This is a genomic window from Pseudomonas sp. LB3P93 (assembly GCF_054898025.1).
Map to the genome: position 1 here is coordinate 4,781,422 of NZ_CM142713.1, position 25,578 is coordinate 4,806,999.

The following is a 25,578-nucleotide window of genomic DNA, read 5'->3' on the forward strand; positions in this document are numbered from 1 at the left end:
CCAGCAAAAACTTATTAAGCCCGCTGACTCAGCCAGGCACGCAACTCTGAAAAACGATCAATGGCCAGTACCGGCTCGAACAGCTTCAGCGCGTCGATCGATTGAGCGCCATAACTGACCGCCACCGAATCCATGCCGGCGTTACGCGCCATCTGCAGGTCGAAGGACGAATCGCCGACCATCAGCGCCTGCTCCGGGCGAACCTCGCAGTGGGCGAGAATCTGCTCAAGCATCAGCGGATGGGGCTTGCTGGCGGTTTCATCGGCCGCGCGGGTGATATCGAAATACTCTTCCCAGCCGTGAGCTTTCAGCACCCGATCCAGCCCGCGACGAGCCTTGCCCGTCGCCACAGCCAGATGATAACCCTCGGCACGAAACGCCTCCATCGACTCGAGCACACCCTCGAACAGCGGCGAAGGCACGGCTTCGGCGGCGATGTAGTGATCCGCATAGTGCTGACGGAACGCTATCAGCTCAGCATCGCCAATGTCGGGGTACAACGTGCGAATGGCCTCAGGCAAGCCCAGACCGATAATGCCTTTGACCGCAAAATCATCACGCAACTGAAACCCGGACCGCTCGGACGCGACGTGCATCGCCTCGACAATCCGACCAATGGAGTCAGCCAGTGTGCCGTCCCAATCGAAAATCAGCAGTTTGTAATCAGAGGGGTGCACTCAGGCGCTCCACAGTCTTGGCCCACATTTCGTCCACTGGCGCCTGCAACTTCAGCTCACCACCATCCGGCAGCGGCACGGTCAGCATGTAGGCGTGCAGGAACAGGCGCTTGCCGCCCAGATCACGAATCTCCTTGCTGAAACCTTCATCGCCATACTTGGTATCGCCAGCGATGCAGTGCCCGGCGTGCAGGGTATGGACGCGGATCTGGTGCGTGCGGCCGGTGATCGGCTTGGCTTCGATCAGGGTGGCAAAGTCGCCGAAGCGGCGCAGGACCTTGAACACGGTCACAGACTCCTTGCCCTCCTCCTCATCGACCTCGACCATGCGCTCGCCGGAGCGCAGGTTGCTCTTGCCGAGCGACGCACGAACCTGCTTGATCGAGGCCGCCCAGTTACCGCGGACCAACGCCATGTAGCGTTTATCGACGCCATCGCCGCGCAATGCCGTATGCAAGTGGCGCAGCATGCTGCGCTTCTTGGCGATCATCAGCAGGCCGGAGGTGTCACGATCGAGACGGTGAACCAGTTCGAGCTCCTTGCAATCCGGGCGTAACTGACGAAAGGCTTCGATCACCCCGTAAGTCAAGCCGCTGCCGCCATGAACCGCGATGCCGCAAGGCTTGTTGATCACGATCAACGCCTTGTCCTCGAACACAATCGAGGCTTCGAGGCGTTGCAGCAGGCCTTGGGCCAGCGGCACCGGCTCGTCACGCTCGGGCACACGAACCGGCGGCACGCGCACGATGTCGCCCGCCTGCAGCTTGTATTCGGGCTTGATCCGGCCTTTGTTCACTCGCACTTCGCCCTTGCGCAAAATGCGGTAAATCAAGGTCTTGGGCACGCCTTTGAGCCGAGCGAGAAGGAAGTTATCAATACGTTGGCCGGCATATTCCGGCGAGACCTCCAGCAGTTGTACGGCTGGGGTCGAAGGGGCAGTAGTCGTCATGCCGCGGATGATAACAATTTTTTATGGAATTGAAGCACTTAATCATTGCTGCTATAGTCGCGAACGCCGCCAAAAGCGGCCTGGACAGCGGACTAACGGTCAACAACCGGCCCTGACCAACGCAATTCACCAGGGCGCGAGGCCGTCCTACGGGGCTTTCGCTACGTAACGGTGGAGTTTGCAGCTGTAACAAGCGCAGGTGACATGAGGCCTGAATCAAGCCGCAAAGCAGAGTTTTCACTCGCCTTGCGAGCCAATATTCACGGCCAGTTCACAAAGTGCAGTCGGCTACGGACGACCCCGAGCGAACGCTTCGGAAACAACGCCTAAATTAGCCATGATGCGTGACCTCCCCCTTCGGAGCTCACGGTAAATGCCAACCCGCTGCGGATTCTGCGCGCGGCAGCACCCGAATTATCAGGGATACGTGTAGGGTGGAGATGCACAACCGCTGGACTGTGTAGCAATAGGCTTTATCAAGACGCTTCATCTCGTCCACAGCCGCTGGTTGATTCCTCCTCCTGACTGAGTGCTTAAGTAGCCACAGCAAGCAGGACGCGTACGTCGCGATAACGGCCCAATTGGCCGGACATCGCTGGACACGGGAATGGCCAACCACTCCCGACGCACCTGACACCGACCGTGAGAAGTCGTGTGTGCCGAACGCCGTTTCCGGCAGCCCGGAAACCGACGGTACTACATGAAAAGAATGCTGATTAACGCAACTCAACCCGAAGAGTTGCGTGTTGCACTGGTAGATGGCCAACGCCTCTACGACCTGGACATCGAATCCGGTGCACGCGAGCAGAAGAAGGCCAACATCTATAAAGGCCGGATTACTCGCATCGAACCAAGCCTTGAGGCTGCCTTTGTCGATTTCGGCTCCGAGCGCCACGGCTTCCTGCCCCTCAAAGAAATCTCCCGCGAATACTTCAAGAAAGCCCCCGAAGGCCGCGTCAACATCAAGGACGTCCTGAGCGAAGGCCAGGAAGTCATCGTTCAGGTGGAAAAAGAAGAACGTGGCAACAAGGGCGCAGCCCTGACCACTTTCATCAGCCTGGCCGGTCGTTACCTGGTTCTGATGCCGAACAACCCGCGTGCCGGCGGCATCTCCCGTCGCATCGAAGGTGAAGAGCGCAACGAACTGCGTGAAGCCCTGAACGGCCTGGTTGCCCCGGCCGACATGGGTCTGATCGTTCGCACTGCCGGCCTTGGCCGCAGCAGCGAAGAAATGCAGTGGGACCTCGATTACCTGCTGCAACTCTGGACCGCCATCAAAGAAGCCTCGCTGGATCGCTCCGCGCCATTCCTGATCTACCAGGAAAGCAACGTGATCATCCGCGCCATCCGCGATTACCTGCGCCAGGACATCGGCGAAGTGCTGATCGACAGCGTTGAAGCCCAGGACGAAGCCCTGACTTTCATTCGCCAGGTGATGCCGCAGTACGCCAGCAAGATCAAACTGTACGAAGACAGCGTTCCGCTGTTCAACCGTTTCCAGATCGAAAGCCAGATCGAGACCGCCTTCCAGCGCGTCGTTGAACTGCCTTCCGGCGGCTCCATCGTTATCGATCCGACCGAAGCCCTGGTGTCCATCGACATCAACTCGGCGCGCGCCACCAAAGGCAGCGACATCGAAGAAACCGCCCTGCAGACCAACCTTGAAGCCGCCGAAGAAATCGCCCGTCAGTTGCGCTTGCGCGACATCGGCGGTTTGATCGTCATCGACTTCATCGACATGACCCCTGCCAAGAACCAGCGCGCCGTGGAAGAGAAAGTCCGCGAATGCCTGGAAGCCGACCGCGCTCGCGTGCAAGTCGGTCGCATCTCGCGCTTCGGCCTGCTGGAAATGTCCCGTCAACGCCTGCGTCCATCGCTTGGCGAAAGCAGCGGCATCGTTTGCCCGCGTTGCAACGGCACCGGCATCATCCGTGACGTTGAATCGCTGTCTCTGGCGATCCTGCGCCTGATCGAAGAAGAAGCCCTGAAAGACCGCACCGCCGAAGTCCGCGCACAAGTGCCTATTCCGGTCGCAGCCTTCCTGCTCAACGAAAAACGCAACTCGATCACCAAGATCGAACTGCGCACCCGTGCCCGCATCGTCATTCTGCCGAACGATCACCTCGAAACGCCGCACTTCGAAGTTCAGCGTCTGCGCGATGACAGCCCGGAAGCCGCGGTCGGCCAGTCCAGCTACGAAATCGCTGCTGCTGCTGCCGAAGTCGAAGAAGTCCAGCCAGCCGCTGCGACCCGCACCCTGGTTCGCCAGGAAGCCGCGGTCAAGACTGCACCGGCTCGCGCCAACGCTCCGGTTCCGACCGAAGTCGTTGCCGCTCCGGTTGCCGCGCCAGCCGTTGTGCCAGAGCCAAGCCTGTTCAAAGGCCTGGTGAAGTCGCTGGTCGGCCTGTTTGCGACCAAGGAAGCGCCTGTTACTCCGGCCGCTGTTGAAAAGCCGGCGACCACCGAGCGCCCTGCCCGCAATGAGGAGCGTCGCAACGGTCGTCAGCAGAGCCGCAACCGTAACGGTCGCCGCGATGAAGAACGCAAGCCTCGTGAGGAACGTGCACCGCGTGAAGAACGCGCACCACGTGAACCGCGTGAAGAGCGTCAACCACGCGAAGCCCGTGAAGAAACCCCAGCAGTAGCCCGCGAAGAACGTGCTCCACGTGAAGAGCGCGCACCACGTGCCCCTCGTGAAGAACGTGCACCGCGCGCGCCTCGCGAAGATCGCAAGCCACGTGGCGAGCGTGAAGAACGAGTGCGTGAACTGCGCGAACCTCTGGATGCCACGGCTCCAGCCGTTGCCGCTACTGCTGCGACCGCTGAAGAGCGTCCGGCTCGCCAGCCACGTGAAGAACGTGCTCCGCGCCCACCGCGTGAAGAACGTCAGCCACGTGCCGAGCAAGCTGCTGCTGCCGTTGCCGAAGAAGAACTGGTGACCAACGAAGAGCAACTGCAGGAAGACGGTCAGGAAGGCGCCGAAGGCGATCGTCCACGCCGCCGCTCCCGTGGTCAGCGTCGTCGCAGCAACCGTCGCGAGCGTCAACGTGATGCCAACGGCAACGTGATCGAAGGTTCGGAAGAATCCGAGTCCGCCGAAGGCAACGAAGCTGACGAAAGCAACGAAGCGCCAAGCACTTCCGATCTGGCCGCCGGCCTGGCTGTTACCGCAGCCGTTGCCAGCACCGTGATCAGCGCACCTGCTGAAGCACAAGCCAACGAGCAAGCCGAACGCGCAACTGCCGCCACCCTGGACACTGCTCCGGTTGAAGCGCCAGTGGTAGAAGCGACGACTGCGGTCGAGGCTACTGCTGCTCCGGAAATCGAAGTGGCGCCGGTTCGTGAAGCTGAGCCGGTTGTTGAAACGGCTCCAGTTTTCGAGCCAGTGGTTGCTGCCGAGCCAGCGGTCGAAACTTCCAGCGAAACCGTGACCGAAGCTGTCCGCGAAGTTCGTGAAGAACAAACCGCGTTCAACTGGGTTGCCGAGCCGGTTGCGGTTGAAACGCCTGCGCCGGTTGCTGAAGCCCCAGTGGCTGAAGCTGTGTTCTCCGAGCCAGTGGTTGCTGCTGCCGAGCCTGCTCCGGTGGTTGAAGCGCCGGTTGTTGCCGAAGTGGCTGCACCGGTCGTCGAAGCGGCTCCAGTCAGCGCCTTGACCGAAAATGGCCGTGCGCCGAACGACCCGCGTGAAGTGCGTCGTCGCAAGCGTGAAGCCGAGCGTCTGCAGAAGGAAGCCGAACTGGCTGCCACTGCGGCTCCGGTTGAAGCGCCTGTCGCTGCCGAGCCTGCCCCGGTTGTGGCTGAAGTGGTCGAAGCGACACCTGCTGCCGAGTCGGTCATCGAAGAAGCGCCGCGTTCCGTACAGGAAGCGGTAGAGCAACACGAGCAAGCCCTGGAAAAAGAACACGAGCCTAAACCGCTCGTCTGATTCCATCGGCCACTAAAAAGCCCCGCCTGGTGATCCAGGCGGGGCTTTTTTATGTCTGTAAACATCACCGCGCTCACCCTGTGGGAGCGGGCTTGCCCGCGAAAGCGGTAGGTCAGCTTGCATCAACGTCGAATGATAAACCGCCTTCGCGAGCAAGCCCGCTCCCACAGGGTTAGGCGGCGATTACAAAACAGTGATCACACCGCAGATCCAATGTGGGAGTGAGCCTGCTCGCGATGACGGTAAATCAGGCGAAAACCAGCCTCTCAGGTGTATCCACATCCCACAACACCCCGACATCCTCCACCGCCACTTCAACCACCCTGCCCTGCGCAAACAACGGCTTGGCCCCATGATCACCCGACAACGCCATCAACCCCGGCCCAAAACTGCGACCGAAGCCCACCGGATGCCCATACTCACCCGTCTGCACTGGCACACTGACGCAATCTTCAGCAATCCCAGCCACCACCCGCTCAATACTCGACGGCAGAATAAACGGCATATCCCCCAGCACAATCAACCAGCCACTGAGCTCTGGACACACCTCCACCCCGGCTGCAATGCTATCGCCCATCCCGGTCGACTCGATCACCACAATTTCGAAGCCATACGCCTGAGCCATGCGCATCACTTGCGGGCGATCTTCAGTGGTCACCAGCACGCGCTTCCCAAGGCCGGCCGGCAAATTCACCAGCACCTGTTCGATCACCGAACGAACGGCGCCATCGCGACCGGCACAGTCCGCCAACAGCTTGTCCTTGTCCTCTCCCGCCACCTGCCTGAAACGACTGCCCTGCCCCGCCGCCAGCACAATGACGCCGATGGACTCACTCATACAACCTCCCGCAACGGCTTCTTCTGCTTCAGTTCGACGCCGTTCTTGATCGCCACAATCTCGGCCAGCAGCGACAAGGCGATTTCCGCCGGGCTATGGCTGCCGATATGCAAACCGATCGGGCCGTGCAGCCGCTCGATGGCCTGTTGCGACAAGCCTAGCTGAGCGAGGTTTTCCCGACGCTTCCGGCTGTTGACCCGCGACCCCAGGGCACCTACATAAAAAGCCCTGGAATCCAGAGCCGTCAACAAGGCCATGTCATCCAGGCGGGGATCGTGGGTCAAGGCGACAATCGCCGTACGTTCGTCGGTCTGGATGTTCAGCACCGCTTCATCCGGCATACCCGAGACGAAACGGCCGTGCTGCTCTTCCCAACCGTAGACGAACTCGCTGCGCGGATCGCAGATCAGCACTTCGAAATCCAGCAACCGCGCCATCTCGGCGACATACCGGGACAGTTGCCCCGCACCGATGAGCAATAGCCGCCAACGCGGACCGTAAATGGCGCGCAGCGTGTTGCCGTCAAAGTTCAGCACGTCGCTTTTGTTCGCCGCGTGCAAAACCACTTCGCCGGTCGCAAGATCCAGCGAGCGAGCCACGATTTCATGAGCCTCGCAGCGCGCCAGCAACTCGGCGACCCACTCTGGATCGCCGACCCGCTCCTCGGTCAGGCGCAACGTGCCGCCGCACGGCAAACCAAACCGTGCGGCCTCCTCACGGGTGACGCCGTAGGTGATCAACTGCACCGGCGGCCCGTCAGGCGGAATCCGCCCATCGTGCAACCGGGCAATCAAATCATCCTCCACACAGCCACCGGACACCGAGCCGATCACCACGCCATCTTCACGCAACGCCAGCATCGCGCCCGGCGCCCGGGGCGCGGTGCCCCAGGTCTGGACCACGCTGTACAACACCACCCGCTGACCGGCGCGGCGCCATTCCAGCACGCTGCGCAGGACATTCAGATCCGCGCTGTCCATCAGGCCTGCGCCTTCTGCCAACCTTGCAGTTGAAAGCGAACCGGCAAGCTACGAATTCGCTGGCCGGTAGCAGCGAAGATCGCGTTACACAGTGCTGGCGCAATCGGCGGTACGCCCGGCTCGCCGACACCGCCCAACGGCACAACGCCCGGTGGCGTGACCAGATGCACCGCCACTTCCTTCGGTGCCAGCGACATGCGCGCCACTTCGTACATGTGGAAGTTGTCCTGCTGCACTTTGCCGTCCTTGAAGCTGATTTCCCCGACCACCGCATTGCCCAGGCCCATGACGCAGGCGCCTTCGAATTGAGCGCGAATCCGTTCGGGGTTGATCTGCGGACCGCAATCCACAGCGATGTCGGCCTTGTGCACGATCAGCGTGCCGTCGTCTTTGACTTCGACCTCGATCACCGCCGCCACATAAGTGACGAAGCTGTAATGCACCGCCAGGCCCAGGCCTCGGCCCTTGGGCATTTCACGCCCCCAACCGGCGGCTTTGGCAGCGGTTTCCAACACCGTGCGCATCCGCCCGGTGTCGATAGGGTAACGCTCGGGGGATTCGCCGTAGTTCCATTCTTCACTCAAGGTACGCGGATCGATCTGGCGGTCCGGGCCGAGCAATTTGATCTGGTACTTGAGCGGATCTTGCTTGGCCTTGTGAGCCAATTCATCGACAAAGCTCTGAATCGCAAACCCGTGGGGAATGTTCGACACCGAGCGATACCAACCGACCCGCGTATGAATCGCCGCTTCCGGGTTTTCCAGGCGCACATTGGGAATCGCATAGGCCATGTTGGTGAAGCCCATGCCCAACTCGAAAGCCGCCTCGTGGTTCATGCCCGGGGCGAACAGTGCGGTGATGCTCGGGGCGACGGTGCGGTGCAACCAGCCGGATGGCAGGCCGTCCTTGTTCAGACTGGCCTTCAGGTACTCGGCGGACACGGTGTGGAAGTAGGAGCAGTGGATGTCGTCTTCACGGGTCCATTGCACCCGCACTGCCTTGCCGGGGAATTCCTTGGCGAGGATCGCCGCTTCGATGATGAAGTCCGGCTTGGACTTGCGACCGAAACCGCCGCCCAGCAAGGTGACATTGAAGGTGACCTTATCGAACGGAATGCCAAGGCGTTCGCCAATCCGCTCGCGACTGACTTGTGGCGCCTGACTCGGCGCCCAGGCCTCACACACACCGTCCTTGAAGCGGGCGATGGCGACCATCGGCTCCATCGGCGCCTGCGTCAGGTGCGGCAGGTAATAAGAGGCTTCGAGGGTGCTGTCGGCCCCTTTCATGGCGTCGTCGATGTTGCCGGTATTGCGCACCACTTTGCCGGGCTTGAGGGACGAGGCTTCCAGCTCTTTGCGGTAGGCGATCGAGTCGTAACTGGCATGAGGGCCATCATCCCACTCGATTTTCAGCGCCTCGCGGCCCTTGATCGCAGCCCAGGTGTTGCTGGCCACCACGGCCACGCCACCCAATGGCTGGAACTCGGACGGCAGCGGACGGCCTTCGATCTGAATGACTTTGAGCACGCCCGGGACTTTCATTGCGGCACTGGAGTCGACGGATTTAACCTTGCCACCGTAGACCGCCGGACGCGCAATCACCGCATAGAGCATGCCGTCGAAATGCACATCGGCCCCGTAAATGGCGCGGCCATTGACGATGTCGGCACCGTCGATCGCCTTGCTGCCTTCCTTGCCGATGTAGCGAAATTCCGACGGCTGTTTGAGCCGCAGGCTGTCGCGCGCCGGCACTGCCAGCGCACCCGCAGCGGCGGCCAGCGCACCGTAGCCCAGTTCGCGACCGGTCGGTTGGTGAACCACTTTATGCAGTTGCGCATGGCACTCGCTGACTGGCACTTTCCACTGCTCGGCAGCCGCTTGTTCCAGCATGGTCCGCGCGGCAGCACCGCAACGGCGCATCGGTTCGTACCAGTGACGCATGCTGCGCGAACCGTCGGTGTCCTGGTTACCGAAACGAACTTCGTCGCCCGGCGCCTGTTGCACTTTCATCATTGCCCAATCGGCATCCAACTCGTCAGCCACCACCATGGTCAGGCTGGTGCGCACACCCTGGCCCATTTCCGAGCGGTTGCAGACCACCGTCACCATGCCGTCAGCGGCAATGCTGATGTACACCTTGGGATCATCGATCCAGCCATTGGGCATGCCGTCGGCGCCGAACTTTTTCTCTTTTTCTGCGGCGAAAGCGTCTTGCCAGCCCCAACTGGCCACCAGCACCAACGCACTGGTGGCGCCGACCCCTTTCAAGAAGCCACGGCGGCTGAGGTTGCTCAGCGCAAAGTCATTCGGTAACTGGCTCATGCCTTGGCCTCCTTCAGGTGAGTGGATGCCTGGCGGATGGCGGTCTTGATGCGGTTGTAGGTGCCGCAACGGCAAATATTGCCGACCATCGCCTCTTCGATCTGTTCGTCACTGGGATTGGGGTTGGTCTTGAGCAGCGCCGTCGCCGACATGATCTGCCCGCCCTGGCAGAAACCACATTGGGCCACGGCGGTGTCGAGCCAGGCTTGTTGCACGACTTGCCCGACCGGGTCGGCGTGCAGGTTATCGATGGTGGTGACGTTCTGACCGACCACCGAGCCGATCGGCGTAATGCAACTGCGCGCCGGGGCGCCTTCGATATGAATGGTGCAAGCGCCACACAGGCCCATGCCGCAGCCGAATTTGGTGCCGTTGTAACCGGCCACGTCGCGGATGGCCCAGAGCAGCGGCATGTCCTCGGTGACGTCGAGTTGATGGTCTTGACCATTGAGCTTCAGGGTAATCATGGGCACGCCCGCATAGTTGTTTGTTATGGGGTCGAGCAATCTGCCGCCAGGGGATGGCGGTTGGCATCACGCAGATCGGCTCAGGCTAATGAGGCTCTCTTATGCGGACGATAGCGTCTGCATCGGGCCTTTGATGGAGCAAACGCTTGCATCGTTAGGGGGCTAAGTTAACCCAGCATTAACAAAAAAGCCCTGCACAGTTGAAGGTGTGCAGGGCTCTGAAAATCAGTTAATAAAGCGTAGCTTCAATACTGATTTGGCTCCATTTCCAGGTCGACCTTGAAACGTTCGGAAATGTCTTTTTGGATGCGTTGCGCGAGGCTCAGCAATTGGAAGCCGCTGGCAGTGCCGTAGTTGACCAGCACCAGCGCCTGCAACTTATGCACGCCAGCATCGCCATCACGAAAACCTTTCCAGCCAGCCCGCTCGATCAACCAGCCTGCCGCCAGTTTCATCTGTCCATCGGGTTGCGCGTAGGCCACCAGGTCCGGGTATTGGCTTTTCAACTGTGCGACCAGCGCCGCCGGCACCAGAGGGTTCTTGAAAAAACTGCCGGCATTGCCGAGCACGGCCGGGTCCGGGAGTTTTTCGTTACGAATGCTGCAGATCGCCTCGCTGACATCGGTGGCGGTCGGATGATCGATGCCTTGCTCGGTCAGGCGCTGACGAACCGGACCGTATTCCAGGTGCAGGTGCGCGGCGCGGTCCAGGTTGAAACGCACGCGCAGGATCAACCAGCGCCCCGGTTCCTGTTTGAACAGGCTGTCGCGATAAGCGAAGTTGCACTGTGCCAACGTGAAGTCGCGCAGCTCGCCGGTCTGTCGATCCAGCGCGGTCAGGCCGGCGAACACGTCTTTGATCTCGACGCCGTAGGCGCCGATGTTCTGCATCGGCGCCGCACCGACCGTGCCGGGGATCAGGCTGAGGTTCTCCAGCCCCGACAAACCCTGCGCCAGTGTGTCTTGCACGAATGGATGCCAAGGCTCGCCGGCCTCGGCTTCGATCACGACCTTGTTGCCGTCATCGCTGAGGATCCGAATCCCGCGGGTGGCCATGCGCAGCACCAGCGCCTGGATATCTGCGGTCAACAGCAAGTTGCTGCCGCCACCGATCACCAGCAACGGCACGTCATGGGCCGAAGCATACGCCAGGGCTTCACGCACATCGGCATCGCTGCGGGCTTCGGCGAACAACCGGGCCTGGACGTCGACACCAAACGTATTGAACGGCTTGAGCGAAACCTGGGGTTGAACCTGCAAACTCATAACCGCCCCTTCAGTTCGATCACCAGCCGATCACTGGCGCGCTCGATCAGGTCAAGCACCTGCTCGAAACCCTGATCGCCGTCGTAATACGGATCCGGCACTTCATCGATTTCCGAATCGTAGCGACGCAGGAACAGGTCCAGTTCGGCCTTGCCCTTGGCCGGTTGCAAGGCCTTGAGGTTGCGCAGGTTGCTGTTGTCCATCGCCAGAATCAGGTCGTAGGTGGCGAAATCGGCGCGGGTCACTTGCTGAGCGCGTTGGGCGGACAGGTCATAACCGCGCAGTCTGGCGGCGGCCTGGCTGCGTTTGTCCGGTGCCTTGCCGACATGCCAGTCACCGGTACCAGCGGAGGCGACTTCGATGTGATCGGCCAGCCCCGCTTCACGCAATTTATGCCGCAGCACACCTTCGGCCGTCGGAGAACGGCAGATGTTGCCCAGGCACACGAACAGAACGCGCATCAGGCCTCCAGCAGGCGACGAACGCGCTCGAGGTCTTCGACGGTGTCGACACCGGTCGGCGGCGCGATCAGCGCGTCGGCGACGTGAATCCGCACGCCGTGCCACAGGGCACGCAGCTGCTCCAGGGACTCGGTGTTTTCCAGCCAGCACGGGCCCCAGCTGACGAAGTCATGCAGGAAACCGGCGCGGTAGGCATAAATGCCGATGTGGCGACGATACGGCACGCCTTCCGGCAGTTGTTCGCGGCTTTTGGCGAACGCGTCCCGGGCCCACGGCAATGTGGCGCGACTAAAGGTCAGCGCCAGGCCATTGAGGTCGCTGACGACCTTGACCACATTAGGATTGAACAGGGTTTCCACGTCTTCGATCGGCTCGGCCAGGGTGGCCATGCGCGCCTCGGTGTGGGCGGCCAGGTTGGCGGCAACCTGATCGATCACGCTCGGCGGGATCAGCGGTTCGTCACCCTGGACGTTGACCACGATGGCGTCGGCGGCCAGGCCCAGCTTCTCGGCGACTTCAGCCAGACGATCAGTACCGGAATTGTGATCTTCGCGGGTCAACACCACTTCGGCACCGAACGCCTTGCACGCCTCAACGATGCGCGCGTCGTCAGTGGCGACCACCACACGTTCGGCGCTGCTTTTGCTCGCCTGTTCCCAGACGTGCTGGATCATCGGCTTGCCGGCGATCAGCAGCAGCGGCTTGCCCGGCAGACGGGTGGAGGCATAACGCGATGGAATGACAACGGTAAAGGCTGTGGTCATTTATCCAGACGCTCGTCGGTGGTCAGGGTGCGGGCTTCGGTTTCGAGCATCACCGGGATGCCGTCGCGAATCGGGTAAGCCAGGCCGGCGCCCTTGCTGATCAGCTCGGTCTTGTCGGCGCTGAGCTTGAGCGGGCCTTTGGTGACCGGGCAAGCGAGGATATCGAGCAATTTGGTGTCCATGAGCATTCCCTGGATAAAAACGGAGTTAAGGCAAAAGACGAGCCGGCAACAGGCGCATCAACTGCGTATCGAACCAGGCCACGAAGGCCGGCGATGGCGCAGCATCAACCGCCAGGTACCACCAATCGGCGGCGGCGAAGGCACGGCACTTCACCGCGTCTTTTTCAGTCATCACCAACGGCAATGACGGTGTGAAATTCAAGGCCTGCACGCTGTACTCGGCGTGGTCGGCAAACGCATGCGGCACTGGCCGCCAGTGTAGCGTTTCGAGGGTCGTGAAGAAACGCTGCGGATTGCCGATCCCGGCCACCGCGTGTAACGCCTGGCCTGCGGGAAAATGGTCGAGGGGACGACGTTCACCGCTTTGCAGGTTGACCAGTTCGGTAGGTTGCAACTGGAAGGCAAAACCGCCTTCGCGATCATTGGCGGCGCCGTTGTACAGCACCGCATCGACGCTTTGCAGGCGCTCGACCGGTTCACGCAAAGGGCCGGCCGGCAGGCAGCGTTTATTGCCCAAGCCTCGGGCGGCGTCGATCAGCACCAGCTCGAGGTCTCGCGCCAGACGGTAATGCTGCATACCGTCATCGGACAGGATCAGGTCCAGCGGCTCACTCGCCAGCAACGCTTTGACGGCGCTGCTGCGATCCGGGTCGATCATCAACGGTACGCCGGTGCGCTGGACGATCAACAGCGGCTCGTCGCCGGCAATGTCGGCGCTTTGCTCGGCCTCGACGCGCCACGGCAATTGCGGCGGTTTGGCGCCGTAACCCCGGCTGACCACGCCGACCCGCAGGCCGCTGCGCTGGCAATGCTGGATCATCCACAGAATCAGCGGTGTCTTGCCGGTACCGCCGACGGTGATATTGCCGACCACGATCAGCGGCACGGGCGGCTGATAGATCTCGCCCTCACCCGCCAGAAAGCGCTTGCGCTTGTTCATGACCACGCGCCGATACAGCCACTCGAGTGGCTGCAACAGCTTCAGGGCCGGATGCCCCTGGTACCACGCGGCGAGCAAGCGATCAGACATGGCCATCAGGGCGCGGGCGGCGCCGCTTCGACTGTGGTCATGCGCAAGTGGCTGAAACCCAGCTTGCCGGCGGCGTCCATGGCGGTGACGACGGACTGATGCTGGGTCTTGCCGTCCGCGCTGATGGACAGCGGCAGGTTGGTGTCGCCATTGGATTCTTTCTGCAACGCCTCCATCAGGCTGGTCAGGTCGTTCTTCGGCAACAATTGATTGTTCACCGAGAACACGCCTTCGGCACTGATGGCCACGTCCAGGTGTTTGACCTGCTGGTCTTCGGCAGGCGAACCGCTGACCGCTTCCGGCAGATCGACGCGCAACTGGGTTTCACGGGTAAACGTAGTGGTGACCACGAAAAACAGCAGCAGGATGAACACCACGTCGATCAGCGACGCGAGGTTGATGTCTACCGTTTCCCGCGGTTTGCGGCGGAATTTCACGCTTTGCCCTCGGCCAGGTCCACATCACGGTCGCCCTGCACCACTTCGACCAGTTTGATCGCTTCCTGCTCCATGCCCACCACCAGCTCATCGATCCGGCGTTGCAGGAATCGGTGAAAGAACACTGCCGGGATACCGACCATCAGGCCGGCGGCCGTAGTAATCAGTGCCTTGGAGATACCGCCCGCCAGCACCGCGGCATTGGTGCCCATGCCCGTGCCCATGAACGCGCTGAAAATATCGATCATGCCCAGCACCGTGCCCAAAAGGCCCAACAACGGGGCCATCGCGGCGATGGTGCCCAGCGCGTTGATGTAGCGTTCGAGCTCGTGAATCACCCGCGCGGCGGCTTCTTCGATGCACTCTTTCATGATCTCGCGACCATGCTTGGAGTTGGCCAGGCCCGCCGCCAGGATCTCGCCCAACGGTGAGTTGGCGCGCAGTTCCTTGAGCTTTTCCTTATTGAGCTGCTTGTCCTTGATCCACACCCAGACCTGCCCGAGCAAATGCTCCGGGGTCACACGGCTGGCTCGCAGGGTCCAGAGACGCTCGGCGACGATCGCCATGGCCGCGATGGAACTCAAAATGATCGGCAGCATCATCCAGCCGCCGGATTTGACCAATTCCCACACAGTGACAGTCCCCTCGAAAAAGTGCGCCACTCTAACATAGGGGCTGGACGCACCGAAGACCGTGATGTCGCATCCGGTCGGGGTTTCATAACTCATGGTTATGGGTCGGCCGGTGGAGGATCGCGCCAGAAACGCCGTTCCAGACGCATTGTCCACGGCGGCTTGAAGCGTCCCAGTTGCAGACGAATGGCGCCATGGGCGGCACTGTCGTAGATCGCCATCCCGCGCTTTCGGTAGCGCGCCATGACTGTGGGATGCGGGTGACCAAAAGAATTGCCCTGGCCACGGGAAATCAGCACAGCCCTGGGTTGCAACGCAGTGAGCAGTGCCATTGAAGAAGAACTGCGGCTGCCGTGGTGCGGCGATTGCAGCCAATCGGTAGGCACGGCGAGAGGACTGTCGAGCAGTGCCCGTTCGGCAGCGGCATCGATGTCACCGGTCAACAGCAGTCGCTCGCCATTGGCTTCGACCTGCAAGACACAGGATTTCTGATTGCTGTCGTGGGCTGATGTCCATTGCCAGAGCTGGAAATTCACACCGTCCCAGGTCCATTGCTGGTCGCTTTCACAGCCCTCGGCGCGCAATTCGGCTGGCAGCGCGTCGGGATCGCCGCTCAGGACCCGCGTCACCGACAATCCATTGGCAACCGCTCGTGCACCGCCAGCGTGATCGGCGTCAGCGTGGCTGATGAGCATCAGGTCGATCCCGGCCACGCCCAGTTTGCGCAATGACGGCAGCACCACCCGCTCGCCGAGGTCGAAATCACCAAAACGCGGCCCGGTGTCATACAACAACGTGTGATGGCGGGTGCGCACGAGGATGGCCAGGCCTTGGCCGACATCCAGTTGCCAGACTTCGGCGATGCCTTCGGGAAGCAGTGGGCGCGGTGGAAAGGCCAGCAACAGCAGCAGCGGCCAACCTAACGGGCGCAATGGCACGCCTTTAGGTAGTAATAGAAGAAAGGCGCCCAGCATGCCGAGCGCCCAAATCCACAACGGCACCGCGACCGGCACCCAGGCGGGCAATTGTCCGGCCATTAATGCCAGCCCCTTGAACAACAGGTCGACCAGCCCGCCCGCCAACCACAGCAATCCCTCACCCACATAAGGGACGGGCAACAACAATGTCCCGAGCAAGGCTGGTGGCAAGACCACCAGACTGACCCAGGGCACCGCCAGCAGATTGGCCACCGGCCCGCTGACGCTGATCGGCAACCCAAGTATCAACAGCAATGGGCACAAACCGATTGCGATCAGCCATTGCGCACGGGTCCAGGTTTGCCACCAGCGCCAAGGGCCCAGCCGTCCCCCGAAAGTGAAAATCAGCACCGCCACCGCCGCGAAGGACAACCAGAACCCCGGCTGCAGGCTCGCCAGCGGATCGAACAGTAAAACGCCGTTGAGCGCCAGCAACAGCGGCCACCAGGCACCGAGTTGACGAAATCGCAGTCGCCACAACAGCACCAGGCCGATCATCACGCAGGCCCGCCGCACCGGCACCTCAAAACCGGCCAGCAGTCCGTAACCCAGCGCCGCAGCAAACGCCAGTCCGCAGGCCCATGGCAGCCAGGGCAAACGGCTTGGCCACAAACCATAGCGGGCCAGCCCGGCGATCAGCAGATACACCAGCCCCGCCAGCAGCCCGATGTGCTGCCCGGAAATCACCAGCAGATGCACGGTGCCAGTGTCTTGCAGTACCTGCCAATCCTCGCGACTCAGCCCAGCGCCGTCACCCAATACCAAGGCCGTCAGCGCCCCCGTCCGGCCTTGGGCATCTACTGCCTGCAACCGTTGGCGAATGCTGTCGCGCCAGGCCCATTGAGCGGCGGCAAGCCGCTGGGCATCCTTGACCGTCCCGGTCGCACCAATTCGTTGGGCCAGCAGCCAGGCGTCGTAGTCGAAGGCATGCGGATTGAGCAGCCCGGCAGGACGTTTCAATTTGACCGCCAGTCGCCAGCGTTCGCCACTGTTGACGGGCGGTCCGTCATACCAGGCCAGACGCAGATGTCGGGGCAGCCGGGTGCTTCGGGACTGACTGTCCGTCAGCTCGAAGCGCACCACACCTTCGGCATTCTGCGGCAGCCCCGTCACCCGACCTTCGACCCAACGAGTCTCGCCATCGAGCCTCAGTGGCAGGCGATCATCCAGCGACCACTGCGCACTCGCGCACGCCCAACTGAAGCCGAACAGGAAAAACGCCAACGGGTAAGTCCGAAACGGCAACAACATCAAACCGACAACCGGCAGCAACATCCATAACCAGACCGGCGGTAAAACCGGTAAAAAACGCAGGGCTAGCAGACCCAACGCCAGCGCCATCATCCCTGTGCGCATACGCCCGTCCTTGAGAGTCCCCCCCTAGGCATAGCTGGCCGACCGCACGCACACGGTTATTAATTGTCACAAAGTCTGAATGGGCGGTTCATAGAATCCAGACATACTTGCCGCCTTAACCGACCGAGAAGCCTTATGCCCCGGCGCTTATTCAAACGTTACATGCCAGACCCGACCAGCATCAGGGAACACAAATCCTTACGCTTTCTCGGCACCCTGCTGCATGACCCGAACCTCTGGCACCTCAACCGTCACTCGGTCGCACGGGCCATGGCGGTGGGTCTGTTCGCGGCATTCCTGCCCATTCCGTTGCAGATGCTGGTCGCGGCCGTCCTTGCGATCGTGGTGCGCGGCAACATGCCCATTGCCGTCAGCCTGGTCTGGCTGACCAACCCGATCACCATGCCTGCCGTGTTCTTCTGCACTTATCAGACGGGAGCGTGGCTGATGGATGTGCCGGCCAGGCATTTGCCGGACGAGTTGACCTGGGAATGGATCAGCGGCGAGCTGTCCACTTTGTGGCAACCGTTTTTGTTGGGTTCAGTGGTGACGGGGCTGGTGCTGGGCGCCCTCGCCTATTGCCTGGTGATGATGTATTGGCGCTGGTGGGTGAGCCGGCAGTGGAAGCGGCGTAAGCAACGCCGGATGCAGTAGATGCAAAACGGCCTCCAATTATGGAGGCCGTTTTTTTTGTTGTGTCTGGACTGACGCCATCGCGGGCAAGCCCGCTCCCACATTGGATTGCTGTTGCCCACATCATTTGTGATCGACACAGATCCCTGTGGGAGCGGGCTTGCCCGCGATGAAGTCGACTAGGTCTTTCTTAAGTACGCATCCCGCGCCCACTCACCAGCAACCGTGCGCAGCCGACGTACAACACAACCGTCGCCACCAGCATGAAGGTGATCGCCACGCTGATCCTGATGTCCGAAACGCCAAGAATGCCGTAACGGAAGGCGTTGACCATGTGCAGCACCGGGTTCGCCAGGGACACGGTCTGCCAGAACGGCGGCAGCAAGCTGATCGAGTAGAACACCCCGCCCAGGTACGTCAGCGGTGTCAGCACGAAGGTCGGGATGATCGAGATGTCATCGAAGTTGCGTGCAAACACGGCGTTGATGAAACCCAGCAGAGAGAAGATCGTCGCCGTCAGCACCACCACCAGAATGGTCACGCCCAGGTGATGCACCTGCAAATCGGTGAAGAACAGCGACAGCAGCGTCACGATGACCCCGACCATCAACCCGCGCAGCACACCTCCCAAGGTGTAGCCGATCAGAATCGTATGTGGCGAAACCGGCGAGACCATCAATTCCTCGATCGAGCGCTGGAACTTGCTGCCGAAGAAACTTGAGACCACGTTGCCGTAAGAGTTGGTAATCACCGACATCATGATCAACCCCGGCACGATGTACTCCATGTAGGTGAAGCCACCCATGCCACCAATTTGCTTGCCGATCAGGTTGCCGAAGATCACGAAGTACAGAACCATGGTGATGGCCGGCGGCAGCAGGGTCTGCGGCCAGATCCGGGTAAAGCGCTTCACCTCACGGTAAACGATGGTGTTGAGGGCAACGAGGTTGGGTTGCAGCTCGGAACTCATACCGCCACCTTCGACAGATTCTTCTCCACCAGGGACACGAACAACTCCTCAAGGCGATTGGTTTTGTTGCGCAGGCTCAGCACTTCGATGTTCTGCTGCGCCAATTGAGTGAACAGCGCGGTGATGCCCATGGCCTTGTCGACCTGAACTTCAAGGGTGTGGCTGTCGAGCAGCTTGGTCGGATAACCGAGCAACTGCGGCGCGACGTTCAGCGTGTTCTTGAGGTCGAGCAGGAAGGTTTCCACATGCAGCTGGCCGAGCAGCTGTTTCATGCTGGTGTTCTCGACAATGGTGCCGTGGTCGATGATGCCGATATTGCGGCACAACTGCTCAGCCTCTTCCAGGTAGTGGGTGGTGAGGATGATGGTGATGCCTTTCTGGTTCAGCTCGGTGAGGAAGCTCCACATCGAGCGACGCAGTTCGATGTCCACACCCGCCGTCGGTTCATCGAGGATCAGCAGGCGTGGTTCGTGGACCAGTGCGCGGGCGATCATCAGGCGACGCTTCATGCCGCCGGACAACGAACGGGACGGCACATCGCGCTTGTCCCAGAGGCCGAGCTGGGTCAGATACTGCTCGGCGCGTTCCTTGGCGATCTTCGGCGGGATGCCGTAGTAACCGGCCTGGGTCACGACGATGTCGAAGGTTTTTTCGAACTGGTTGAAGTTGAATTCCTGGGGCACCACGCCGATGGAGCGCTTGAGCTGCGCAGGATTTTTGTCCAGGTCGTGACCGAAGATATTCACGGTGCCGCTGGTCTTGTTCACCAGGGTCGAGAGAATGCCGATGGTCGTGGATTTGCCGGCACCGTTAGGGCCGAGCAAGGCGAAAAAGTCACCTTCGGCGACGTCCAGATCGATACCACTCAGGGCCTGGAAACCGTTGCCGTAGGTTTTGGTTAGCTGCCGGATGGACAGAGCGGAACTCATATCGGATTTACGCACCAAGAAGGGAAGAAAGGGATAACTAAGGGCGGGCGGCGATCAATGCAACCGCGGCGCGTGAGCGCAATGGTGCTTGTCGCTGCCACACAAGTACAGTCAAGTGTGTCGATAGTGAGTATTAAGTCAACGCGGTCATAACGGCTTTTTTATACGCCGGACGCTGTTTCAGTCGTGCGTACCAGGCTTCGAGATGCGGCTGCTTTGCGCGCTCGATCGGCATCTCGAACCAGGCATAAATGAAACTGCCGAGGGGGATGTCGCCCATGCCGATTTCGTCGCCGGACAGATACGGCTTGGCCGCCAACGCCTCGTTGGCCATCGCCAGCAGGTCATCGCATTCCTTGATCGCGGCCTTGATGGCGGGCCAGTCCTGTTTGTCTTCGGGGGTACGCAACACGCCCCAGAACACGGTGCGGAACGGACCGGCAAAACTTGAGGTGGTCCAGTCCATCCACTTGTCAGCCGTCGCGCGGGCCTTTATATCCGCCGGATACCAAGCAGTGTTATCGGCGTGACTGGCCATCAGGTAACGCACGATGGCGTTCGATTCCCAGAGCACGAAGCCGTCGTCTTCGATCACCGGCACACGGCCATTGGGATTCATCGCACGGTACTGCGGCGTATCTACGACACCAAAGGCGCCGCCCGCATCAATGGCCTCATAAGCCAGGCCCAGTTCTTCGGCGGCCCACAACGGCTTTCTGACATTCGACGAATTTTTCCGACCCCAGATCTTCAGCATGACCGCCTCTTTATGGATGAATGCGCAGGCAGCATACGCCGGATCAGGCGCGGCTCAAATCACTCTGCATATCCCCCAACTGTGCAGGCAATTTATCGCTGAACAGATGCGGATAGCACTTTTCCAGGTGCTCGAAAAAGAACGTTTCGGGCACGTCGGTGAACTGGCCGTGATCGACCAGGTACTCCATCAGCTGCTTGCCGTCGCGGTTGAAGGGATGAAAAACACTGTCGTTGATGCCGTCGAACTCCAGCGGCGCCACGTTGAACAGTTCGCAGAGTTTTTGATTGAAGGCCGGCGTGGCTTTGACCCAGCGACCGTTCAGATACAGTTCCGTATAGCCGTGCATGGCGAATACATCGCTCTTGAGCAACTCGAGCAAACGCGGTGTCGACAGGTGATTGCGCACGTCCGCCAGACCGATGCGGGCCGGGATCCCGCAATGTCGCGCGGCGCCGGCCAGGAGCGTGGCCTTGGGTACGCAATAACTTTCCCCGGTTGCCAGTGCATAACTGCCACGCAAGGTCTGCGGGTCGCGACTGAACGTGTAGGGGTTGTAGCGCACGGCTTCGCGCACCGCGTAATAGAGGTTGATCGCCTGCTCAAGCGGATCGCGACTGGCACCACGATGTTTTTCGGCGAACTCCACCACCGAGGGGTGGTCACTATCGATGAAGCGGCCGGGACTCAGATACTCGTGCATGAGAACAATCTCCTGGGGAAGCCACGAGTCTAGCGACACCTTCAGCACAGAGATAACGACGTTTCGGCCAAACATGGGCGCATAGCCGCGTAGGAAACGAACGATTTCCCGGGCGTGTTGCCAACCCAACCTACAAAACTCATCGATGGTTTCCCACGAATTCAATCACCTCGCTCCGACCACCCTGTTTTGCGGATGCCGTCTAAGCTCTGAAGGTTGGTTTTGCCCTGGTTCACGGAGGATTAAATATGCTGCTGTTGTGGATACTGGTTCTGGTTGTCGGGATAGCTTTTTTAGCCCACCGTCGTATCGCTCCCCTGCCCGCCTTGTGCATCGTCGCTGTCTATATCGTCGCGATGGGTGCCTTCAGCCACGCTCCAGGCTGGCTGCTGCTGGTTTTATGGGTGTTGATCGCCGCGGTGGCGGCGCCATTGTTGCTGCCTGACCTGCGCCGTAAATTCTTCAGCGCGCCGCTGTTCAGCTGGTTCCAGAAAACCCTGCCGCCGATGTCGCAGACCGAACGCGATGCGATCGATGCCGGGACCGTGTGGTGGGACGGTGAACTGTTCAGTGGTCGCCCGGACTGGAACAAGCTGCTTTCTTATCCAAAAGCGCAGCTGAGTGAAGAGGAACAGGCCTTTATCGACGGCCCGACTGAAGAACTCTGCGCCATGGTCACCGACTGGCAGATCGGGCAAGACATGGACTTGCCTCCCGAAGCCTGGACTCATATCAAGGAAAACGGCTTCTTTGCGCTGATCATTCCCAAGGAGTTCGGCGGCAAGGGCTTCTCGGCCTATGCCCACTCCCAAGTCGCGATGAAACTGGCGACCCGCAGCGGCGACCTCGCGTCCACCGTGATGGTCCCTAACTCGCTGGGCCCCGCCGAACTGCTGCTGCATTACGGCACCGACGAACAACGCAACCATTACCTGCCAAGGCTGGCCCGTGGTGACGACATCCCGTGCTTCGCACTGACTGGTCCACTGGCCGGTTCCGACGCCGGCGCCATGCCCGACACCGGGGTCATCTGCAAAGGTGAATGGGAAGGCAAGGAAACCCTCGGTCTGCGCCTCAACTGGGAAAAGCGTTACATCACGCTGGGCCCGGTGGCCACCCTCCTCGGCCTGGCCTTCAAGGCCTATGACCCGGACCATTTGCTGGGTGACAAGGAAGACCTGGGCATCAGCCTGGCGCTGATCCCGACAGACACCGCCGGTGTTGAAATCGGCCGTCGTCACCTGCCGCTGGGCGCCGCCTTCATGAATGGCCCGAACTCCGGCAAGGACGTATTCGTGCCGCTGGACTTCCTCATCGGTGGTCAGGACATGCTCGGCAAAGGCTGGATGATGCTGATGAACTGCCTGTCGGTCGGGCGTTCGATCTCCCTGCCTGCGGTCGGCACCGGCGCGGCCAAGTTCACCAGCCTGGTCACCGGCCAGTACGCGCAGGTGCGTGAGCAATTCAACGTGCCACTGTCGGCATTCGAAGGTATTCAGGAAGCCATGGCACGCATCGGTGGCAACGCCTGGATGATGGACGCCGCCCGAATGTTGACCGCCAACGCGGTGGACCTTGGCGAGAAACCGTCGGTGCTGTCGGCGATTCTCAAGTACCACCTCACCGAACGCGGCCGCGAGTGCATCAGCCACGCCATGGACGTACACGGCGGCAAGGCGATCATCATGGGGCCGAACAACTACCTCGGTCGCAGCTGGAATGGCGCACCCATCTTCATCACCGTGGAAGGTGCGAACATTCTCTCGCGCAACCTGATGATCTTCGGCCAGGGCGCCATTCGCTGCCATCCGTTCGTGTTGAAAGAAATGGCCCTCGCCGGTCGTGAAGACAAGGATCAGGCACTCACCGAGTTCGATGGCCTGCTGCTCAAGCACATCGGTTTCGCCGTGAGCAACGCCGCCAGCACGCTGGTGCTGAACCTCGGCTTCGGACATTTCGAACACGCGCCCGGTAACAAGCTCAGCCAGAGTTATTTCCGCGCACTCAATCGTCAGGCCGCCGCGTTCGCCATGCTCGCCGACCTGAGCATGATGCTGCTGGGTGGTGAACTGAAACGTCGCGAGCGTCTGTCGGCGCGTCTCGGTGATGTGCTCAGCAACATGTACCTCGCCTCCGCCGCGCTCAAGCGTTACCACGACCTCGATTCGCCGGAGCACATGGCGCCGCTGTTTACCTGGGCCATGGAAGAAAGCCTTGGCCAGTCGGAACGTGCGCTGGATGAACTGCTGAGCAACTTCCCGAACAAGGTGCTGGGTTGCCTGTTGCGGGTGATCGTGTTCCCGTTCGGCCGTCGTCACAAAGGGCCATCGGACAAACTCGGCGCCGAAGTTGCGGCGGTGATTGGCCGGGCCAAGGGCGATCCAACCCTCGAAGAACTGCTTGGCGGTTGCTATCGTCCGCAATCGGCAGACGACGCGGTCGGGGCCTTGCAACATGCCTGCAACCTGTTGAACGCGGCGCAGCCATTGCAGAAAAAACTGCACGTGGCGCTCAAAAACGGGCAGGTCAAACCGACTGCCGGTGAACACGTCATCGATGCAGCGCTGGAGGCCGGGGTGTTGCAGCCGGTGGAAGCGCAGACCTTGCGTGAAGCAGAAACGGCGCGGCGCAAGGTGATCGATGTCGATGATTTCGACAAAGAGGAGTTGGCGCTGGCCGACGGAAAGGTCCGCTGATCCTGTAAAAAGGGGCGTGGGGGCTTTATACTCCCGCGCCCGTTTTGCTCTTGAGGACTTATCTCGTGTCCAACGTCGTTGCCGATCATCTTGTCTTGCTCGACCACCTGCGCAGCATCCTGGTCGCCGTAGGTGAGGCCGAACAGGTTCCCGAAGAAAGCCATGCCTTGTTCCTGGAGCGCTTTGACGAACTGCGTGCCTTGTTGCCGGTCGACCCGATCGAAAGCCAGTACCTGGGCCAGGACATTCTGTGCCAGGTAATCACCCGCTATCCGCAAATCGCACACCTGGTCCCGCGCGACCTACTGTGGTACTTCGCCGGTGACTGCCTGCATTACATGCCCGATGATGAAATCGATTTGTACCAGGCACTGGAAGAGCGTCGTTTCGAAGCCGAGCAGAACGACGAACCTTTCGACTGGAATCAGGAAAAACAGTTGCTGGCGATGTCGAACGACGACAGCAAGCACTGATCAGAAATGTAAAAGGCCCGCATGATTAATCATGCGGGCCTTTTTTTGTGGCATTCCCCACTGATGCGGCGTCAGTCAGAGCAACCCATCACTCTCAGGCAACTCATACTCCGTCGCCCCCCTGCCCAGTGCACTTGGCTTCCCCGGCTTGCCCAACGTCGGCTCCTTCTCCAGACACTCCACCAGATAATCGATAAACACCCGCAACTTCGGCGGCAAATACCGCGTTGGCGAATGCAGCAACCAGGCGCCACCATGGTAGGAAGCGAGAAAGGTCCAGTCCGGCAGCACTTGCACAATCAGCCCCTGCTCCAGCGCATAACGCGCAGTGAAGTACGGCAGACTGCCAATCCCGATGTGCTGCAACACCGCCCCCAGTCGCACGCCCGTGTGATTCGCCGCGTACCGCCCGCGTACGCCGACCGTCACAGCCTTGGTGCCTCTCTTGAATTTCCACCGCGCATCGCTCGGGGTTTCCCCCAGGTAAATACAACTATGGTTGAGCAAGTCATGGGGATGCGTCGGCGTGCCATGTTCGGCCAGGTACTGCGGTGTTGCGCAGAGCAAATGGTCGATGGTCAGCAACTGCCGCCCGACCAATCCAGCGGGGGGGCGATCGGTAATGCGAATCGCCAGATCAACGTTGTCGTCGATCAGATCCACCTGCCGATCCTCAAGCAACAACTCCACATCGACTTTGGGATAACGGCGCAGAAATTCCGGCATATGCGGGTGAATCACAAATCGACCGACCGCCTTGGGGACGCTGACCCGCACCAGACCTTCTGCTTCATGGGTGAACTGCCCGCTGATTTCCATCACTGACTTGGCTGCACTGACCATTTCCTGGCAGCGCTTGAACACCTCTTCGCCACCGTCACTCAAGCGCAGTTTGCGCGTGGTTCGCTGTAGCAAACGCGTGGCCAGCGCTTTTTCCAGACGTGAAATGCTGCGACTCACCGCCGAGGGTGAAGAACCCAATTGGCGAGCCGCTTCGGAAAAGCTGCCGGTCTCGACAACCTTGACGAAAATCGCCATTTCACCCAGCAGTGGAAGTGGGAGATTTATGCTCACAGCGCAACAGTCCTTTGATGTTTGAACGGATTATCACGCAATTCCACGCTTCATATAATAAAAAAAGAAACTTTAATGAGGA

Annotated in this window: 23 protein-coding genes; 4 read left to right on the forward strand and 19 right to left on the reverse strand. The window is 60.6% G+C overall.

The features are described 5' to 3' along the window. Positions 1-14: 14 nt before the first annotated feature. Both ACYZT8_RS21700 and rluC read right to left on the reverse strand, forming a co-directional pair. Entirely contained in the window at positions 15-677 is a 663-nt protein-coding gene (locus tag ACYZT8_RS21700) for an HAD-IA family hydrolase (RefSeq protein WP_461975814.1), read from the reverse strand. Next, positions 664-1,626: a 23S rRNA pseudouridine(955/2504/2580) synthase RluC gene (gene rluC / locus ACYZT8_RS21705; protein WP_461955184.1), complete on the reverse strand. Its 963-nt coding sequence runs from the start codon at positions 1,624-1,626 to the stop codon at positions 664-666. The genes ACYZT8_RS21700 and rluC overlap by 14 nt, the downstream gene beginning before the upstream one ends. Before the next feature lie 700 nt (positions 1,627-2,326). On the opposite strand from rluC, the gene rne reads away from it, so the two are divergent. Then, positions 2,327-5,551, forward strand: coding sequence for a ribonuclease E (rne, locus tag ACYZT8_RS21710; protein ID WP_461975816.1), 3,225 nt, complete (start codon positions 2,327-2,329; stop codon positions 5,549-5,551). Between the two features lie 247 nt (positions 5,552-5,798). Here rne and ACYZT8_RS21715 read toward each other — a convergent pair whose 3' ends face one another. From ACYZT8_RS21715 to ACYZT8_RS21770, 12 genes are all read right to left on the reverse strand, one after another. Next, positions 5,799-6,389, reverse strand: coding sequence for a nucleotidyltransferase family protein (locus tag ACYZT8_RS21715; protein ID WP_461975817.1), 591 nt, complete (start codon positions 6,387-6,389; stop codon positions 5,799-5,801). Continuing rightward, entirely contained in the window at positions 6,386-7,369 is a 984-nt protein-coding gene (locus ACYZT8_RS21720) for an XdhC family protein (RefSeq protein WP_461975819.1), read from the reverse strand. Before ACYZT8_RS21720 ends, ACYZT8_RS21715 begins: the two co-directional genes overlap by 4 nt. Next, positions 7,369-9,690: a xanthine dehydrogenase family protein molybdopterin-binding subunit gene (locus ACYZT8_RS21725; RefSeq protein WP_461975821.1), complete on the reverse strand. Its 2,322-nt coding sequence runs from the start codon at positions 9,688-9,690 to the stop codon at positions 7,369-7,371. The genes ACYZT8_RS21720 and ACYZT8_RS21725 overlap by 1 nt, the downstream gene beginning before the upstream one ends. Then, positions 9,687-10,157 carry a (2Fe-2S)-binding protein gene (locus ACYZT8_RS21730; RefSeq protein WP_008152370.1) on the reverse strand — a complete coding sequence of 157 codons (471 nt, stop codon included), beginning with the start codon at positions 10,155-10,157 and terminating at the stop codon, positions 9,687-9,689. Before ACYZT8_RS21730 ends, ACYZT8_RS21725 begins: the two co-directional genes overlap by 4 nt. Positions 10,158-10,402: 245 nt before the next feature. Continuing rightward, a complete protein-coding gene (gene murB, locus ACYZT8_RS21735; RefSeq protein WP_461975823.1) occupies positions 10,403-11,422 on the reverse strand; it encodes a UDP-N-acetylmuramate dehydrogenase in 1,020 nt (339 codons plus the stop codon). Continuing rightward, complete coding sequence (locus tag ACYZT8_RS21740; protein WP_461955190.1) at positions 11,419-11,883, reverse strand: low molecular weight protein-tyrosine-phosphatase; 465 nt, start codon at positions 11,881-11,883, stop codon at positions 11,419-11,421. Before ACYZT8_RS21740 ends, murB begins: the two co-directional genes overlap by 4 nt. Continuing rightward, positions 11,883-12,647, reverse strand: coding sequence for a 3-deoxy-manno-octulosonate cytidylyltransferase (gene kdsB / locus ACYZT8_RS21745; protein ID WP_461975825.1), 765 nt, complete (start codon positions 12,645-12,647; stop codon positions 11,883-11,885). Before kdsB ends, ACYZT8_RS21740 begins: the two co-directional genes overlap by 1 nt. Further along, positions 12,644-12,829, reverse strand: coding sequence for a Trm112 family protein (locus ACYZT8_RS21750; RefSeq protein ID WP_010461887.1), 186 nt, complete (start codon positions 12,827-12,829; stop codon positions 12,644-12,646). The genes kdsB and ACYZT8_RS21750 overlap by 4 nt, the downstream gene beginning before the upstream one ends. A 25-nt stretch (positions 12,830-12,854) precedes the next feature. Further along, positions 12,855-13,865, reverse strand: a complete 1,011-nt coding sequence (lpxK, locus tag ACYZT8_RS21755) for a tetraacyldisaccharide 4'-kinase (RefSeq protein WP_461975827.1) — start codon at positions 13,863-13,865, stop codon at positions 12,855-12,857. Further along, positions 13,865-14,296, reverse strand: a complete 432-nt coding sequence (locus ACYZT8_RS21760) for an ExbD/TolR family protein (protein WP_461975829.1) — start codon at positions 14,294-14,296, stop codon at positions 13,865-13,867. Before ACYZT8_RS21760 ends, lpxK begins: the two co-directional genes overlap by 1 nt. Beyond that, on the reverse strand, positions 14,293-14,928 hold the full coding sequence (locus ACYZT8_RS21765; protein WP_162556235.1) for a MotA/TolQ/ExbB proton channel family protein: 636 nt from the start codon (positions 14,926-14,928) through the stop codon (positions 14,293-14,295). The genes ACYZT8_RS21760 and ACYZT8_RS21765 overlap by 4 nt, the downstream gene beginning before the upstream one ends. 98 nt (positions 14,929-15,026) lie before the next feature. Then, on the reverse strand, positions 15,027-17,261 hold the full coding sequence (locus ACYZT8_RS21770; RefSeq protein WP_461975831.1) for a DNA internalization-related competence protein ComEC/Rec2: 2,235 nt from the start codon (positions 17,259-17,261) through the stop codon (positions 15,027-15,029). 135 nt (positions 17,262-17,396) lie between these two features. Here ACYZT8_RS21770 and ACYZT8_RS21775 point away from each other — a divergent pair, with 135 nt between their 5' ends. Beyond that, the gene (locus ACYZT8_RS21775) at positions 17,397-17,915 is read left to right on the forward strand and encodes a DUF2062 domain-containing protein (protein ID WP_461975833.1); all 519 of its coding nucleotides are present in this window, start codon (positions 17,397-17,399) and stop codon (positions 17,913-17,915) included. 169 nt (positions 17,916-18,084) lie between these two features. Here the strand turns inward: ACYZT8_RS21775 and ACYZT8_RS21780 are convergent, their stop codons facing one another. From ACYZT8_RS21780 to ACYZT8_RS21795, 4 genes are all read right to left on the reverse strand, one after another. Then, positions 18,085-18,864, reverse strand: a complete 780-nt coding sequence (locus tag ACYZT8_RS21780; RefSeq protein ID WP_461975835.1) for an ABC transporter permease — start codon at positions 18,862-18,864, stop codon at positions 18,085-18,087. Further along, positions 18,861-19,793 (reverse strand): ABC transporter ATP-binding protein, encoded by a 933-nt coding sequence (locus ACYZT8_RS21785; RefSeq protein WP_461975837.1) that lies wholly within the window; start codon positions 19,791-19,793, stop codon positions 18,861-18,863. Before ACYZT8_RS21785 ends, ACYZT8_RS21780 begins: the two co-directional genes overlap by 4 nt. A 133-nt stretch (positions 19,794-19,926) precedes the next feature. After that, on the reverse strand, positions 19,927-20,550 hold the full coding sequence (locus tag ACYZT8_RS21790) for a glutathione S-transferase family protein (RefSeq protein ID WP_461975839.1): 624 nt from the start codon (positions 20,548-20,550) through the stop codon (positions 19,927-19,929). A gap of 43 nt (positions 20,551-20,593) precedes the next feature. Further along, the gene (locus ACYZT8_RS21795) at positions 20,594-21,253 is read right to left on the reverse strand and encodes a transglutaminase-like domain-containing protein (protein WP_461975841.1); all 660 of its coding nucleotides are present in this window, start codon (positions 21,251-21,253) and stop codon (positions 20,594-20,596) included. 248 nt (positions 21,254-21,501) lie between these two features. On the opposite strand from ACYZT8_RS21795, the gene ACYZT8_RS21800 reads away from it, so the two are divergent. Both ACYZT8_RS21800 and ACYZT8_RS21805 read left to right on the forward strand, forming a co-directional pair. After that, positions 21,502-23,949: an acyl-CoA dehydrogenase gene (locus ACYZT8_RS21800; RefSeq protein ID WP_461975843.1), complete on the forward strand. Its 2,448-nt coding sequence runs from the start codon at positions 21,502-21,504 to the stop codon at positions 23,947-23,949. A 65-nt stretch (positions 23,950-24,014) separates the two neighbouring features. Then, a complete protein-coding gene (locus ACYZT8_RS21805) occupies positions 24,015-24,422 on the forward strand; it encodes a PA2817 family protein (RefSeq protein ID WP_027924016.1) in 408 nt (135 codons plus the stop codon). A 75-nt stretch (positions 24,423-24,497) separates the two neighbouring features. On the opposite strand, the gene ACYZT8_RS21810 is transcribed toward ACYZT8_RS21805, so the two are convergent. Further along, entirely contained in the window at positions 24,498-25,496 is a 999-nt protein-coding gene (locus ACYZT8_RS21810; protein ID WP_461975846.1) for a LysR family transcriptional regulator, read from the reverse strand. Between the last annotated feature and the right edge of the window lie 82 nt (positions 25,497-25,578).

Bases quoted from the DNA above. Each gene is read 5' to 3' on its own strand.
- ACYZT8_RS21775 (WP_461975833.1), top strand. From the start codon at position 17,397: ATGCCCCGGCGCTTATTCAAACGTTACATGCCAGACCCGACCAGCATC.
- ACYZT8_RS21715 (WP_461975817.1), bottom strand. From the start codon at position 6,389: ATGAGTGAGTCCATCGGCGTCATTGTGCTGGCGGCGGGGCAGGGCAGT.
- ACYZT8_RS21725 (WP_461975821.1), bottom strand. From the start codon at position 9,690: ATGAGCCAGTTACCGAATGACTTTGCGCTGAGCAACCTCAGCCGCCGT.
- murB (WP_461975823.1), bottom strand. From the start codon at position 11,422: ATGAGTTTGCAGGTTCAACCCCAGGTTTCGCTCAAGCCGTTCAATACG.
- ACYZT8_RS21750 (WP_010461887.1), bottom strand. From the start codon at position 12,829: ATGGACACCAAATTGCTCGATATCCTCGCTTGCCCGGTCACCAAAGGC.
- ACYZT8_RS21770 (WP_461975831.1), bottom strand. From the start codon at position 17,261: ATGCGCACAGGGATGATGGCGCTGGCGTTGGGTCTGCTAGCCCTGCGT.
- ACYZT8_RS21785 (WP_461975837.1), bottom strand. From the start codon at position 19,793: ATGAGTTCCGCTCTGTCCATCCGGCAGCTAACCAAAACCTACGGCAAC.
- ACYZT8_RS21720 (WP_461975819.1), bottom strand. From the start codon at position 7,369: ATGGACAGCGCGGATCTGAATGTCCTGCGCAGCGTGCTGGAATGGCGC.
- rne (WP_461975816.1), top strand. From the start codon at position 2,327: ATGAAAAGAATGCTGATTAACGCAACTCAACCCGAAGAGTTGCGTGTT.
- ACYZT8_RS21795 (WP_461975841.1), bottom strand. From the start codon at position 21,253: ATGCACGAGTATCTGAGTCCCGGCCGCTTCATCGATAGTGACCACCCC.
- rluC (WP_461955184.1), bottom strand. From the start codon at position 1,626: ATGACGACTACTGCCCCTTCGACCCCAGCCGTACAACTGCTGGAGGTC.
- kdsB (WP_461975825.1), bottom strand. From the start codon at position 12,647: ATGACCACAGCCTTTACCGTTGTCATTCCATCGCGTTATGCCTCCACC.
- ACYZT8_RS21730 (WP_008152370.1), bottom strand. From the start codon at position 10,157: ATGATTACCCTGAAGCTCAATGGTCAAGACCATCAACTCGACGTCACC.
- ACYZT8_RS21740 (WP_461955190.1), bottom strand. From the start codon at position 11,883: ATGCGCGTTCTGTTCGTGTGCCTGGGCAACATCTGCCGTTCTCCGACG.
- ACYZT8_RS21800 (WP_461975843.1), top strand. From the start codon at position 21,502: ATGCTGCTGTTGTGGATACTGGTTCTGGTTGTCGGGATAGCTTTTTTA.
- lpxK (WP_461975827.1), bottom strand. From the start codon at position 13,865: ATGGCCATGTCTGATCGCTTGCTCGCCGCGTGGTACCAGGGGCATCCG.
- ACYZT8_RS21790 (WP_461975839.1), bottom strand. From the start codon at position 20,550: ATGCTGAAGATCTGGGGTCGGAAAAATTCGTCGAATGTCAGAAAGCCG.
- ACYZT8_RS21780 (WP_461975835.1), bottom strand. From the start codon at position 18,864: ATGAGTTCCGAGCTGCAACCCAACCTCGTTGCCCTCAACACCATCGTT.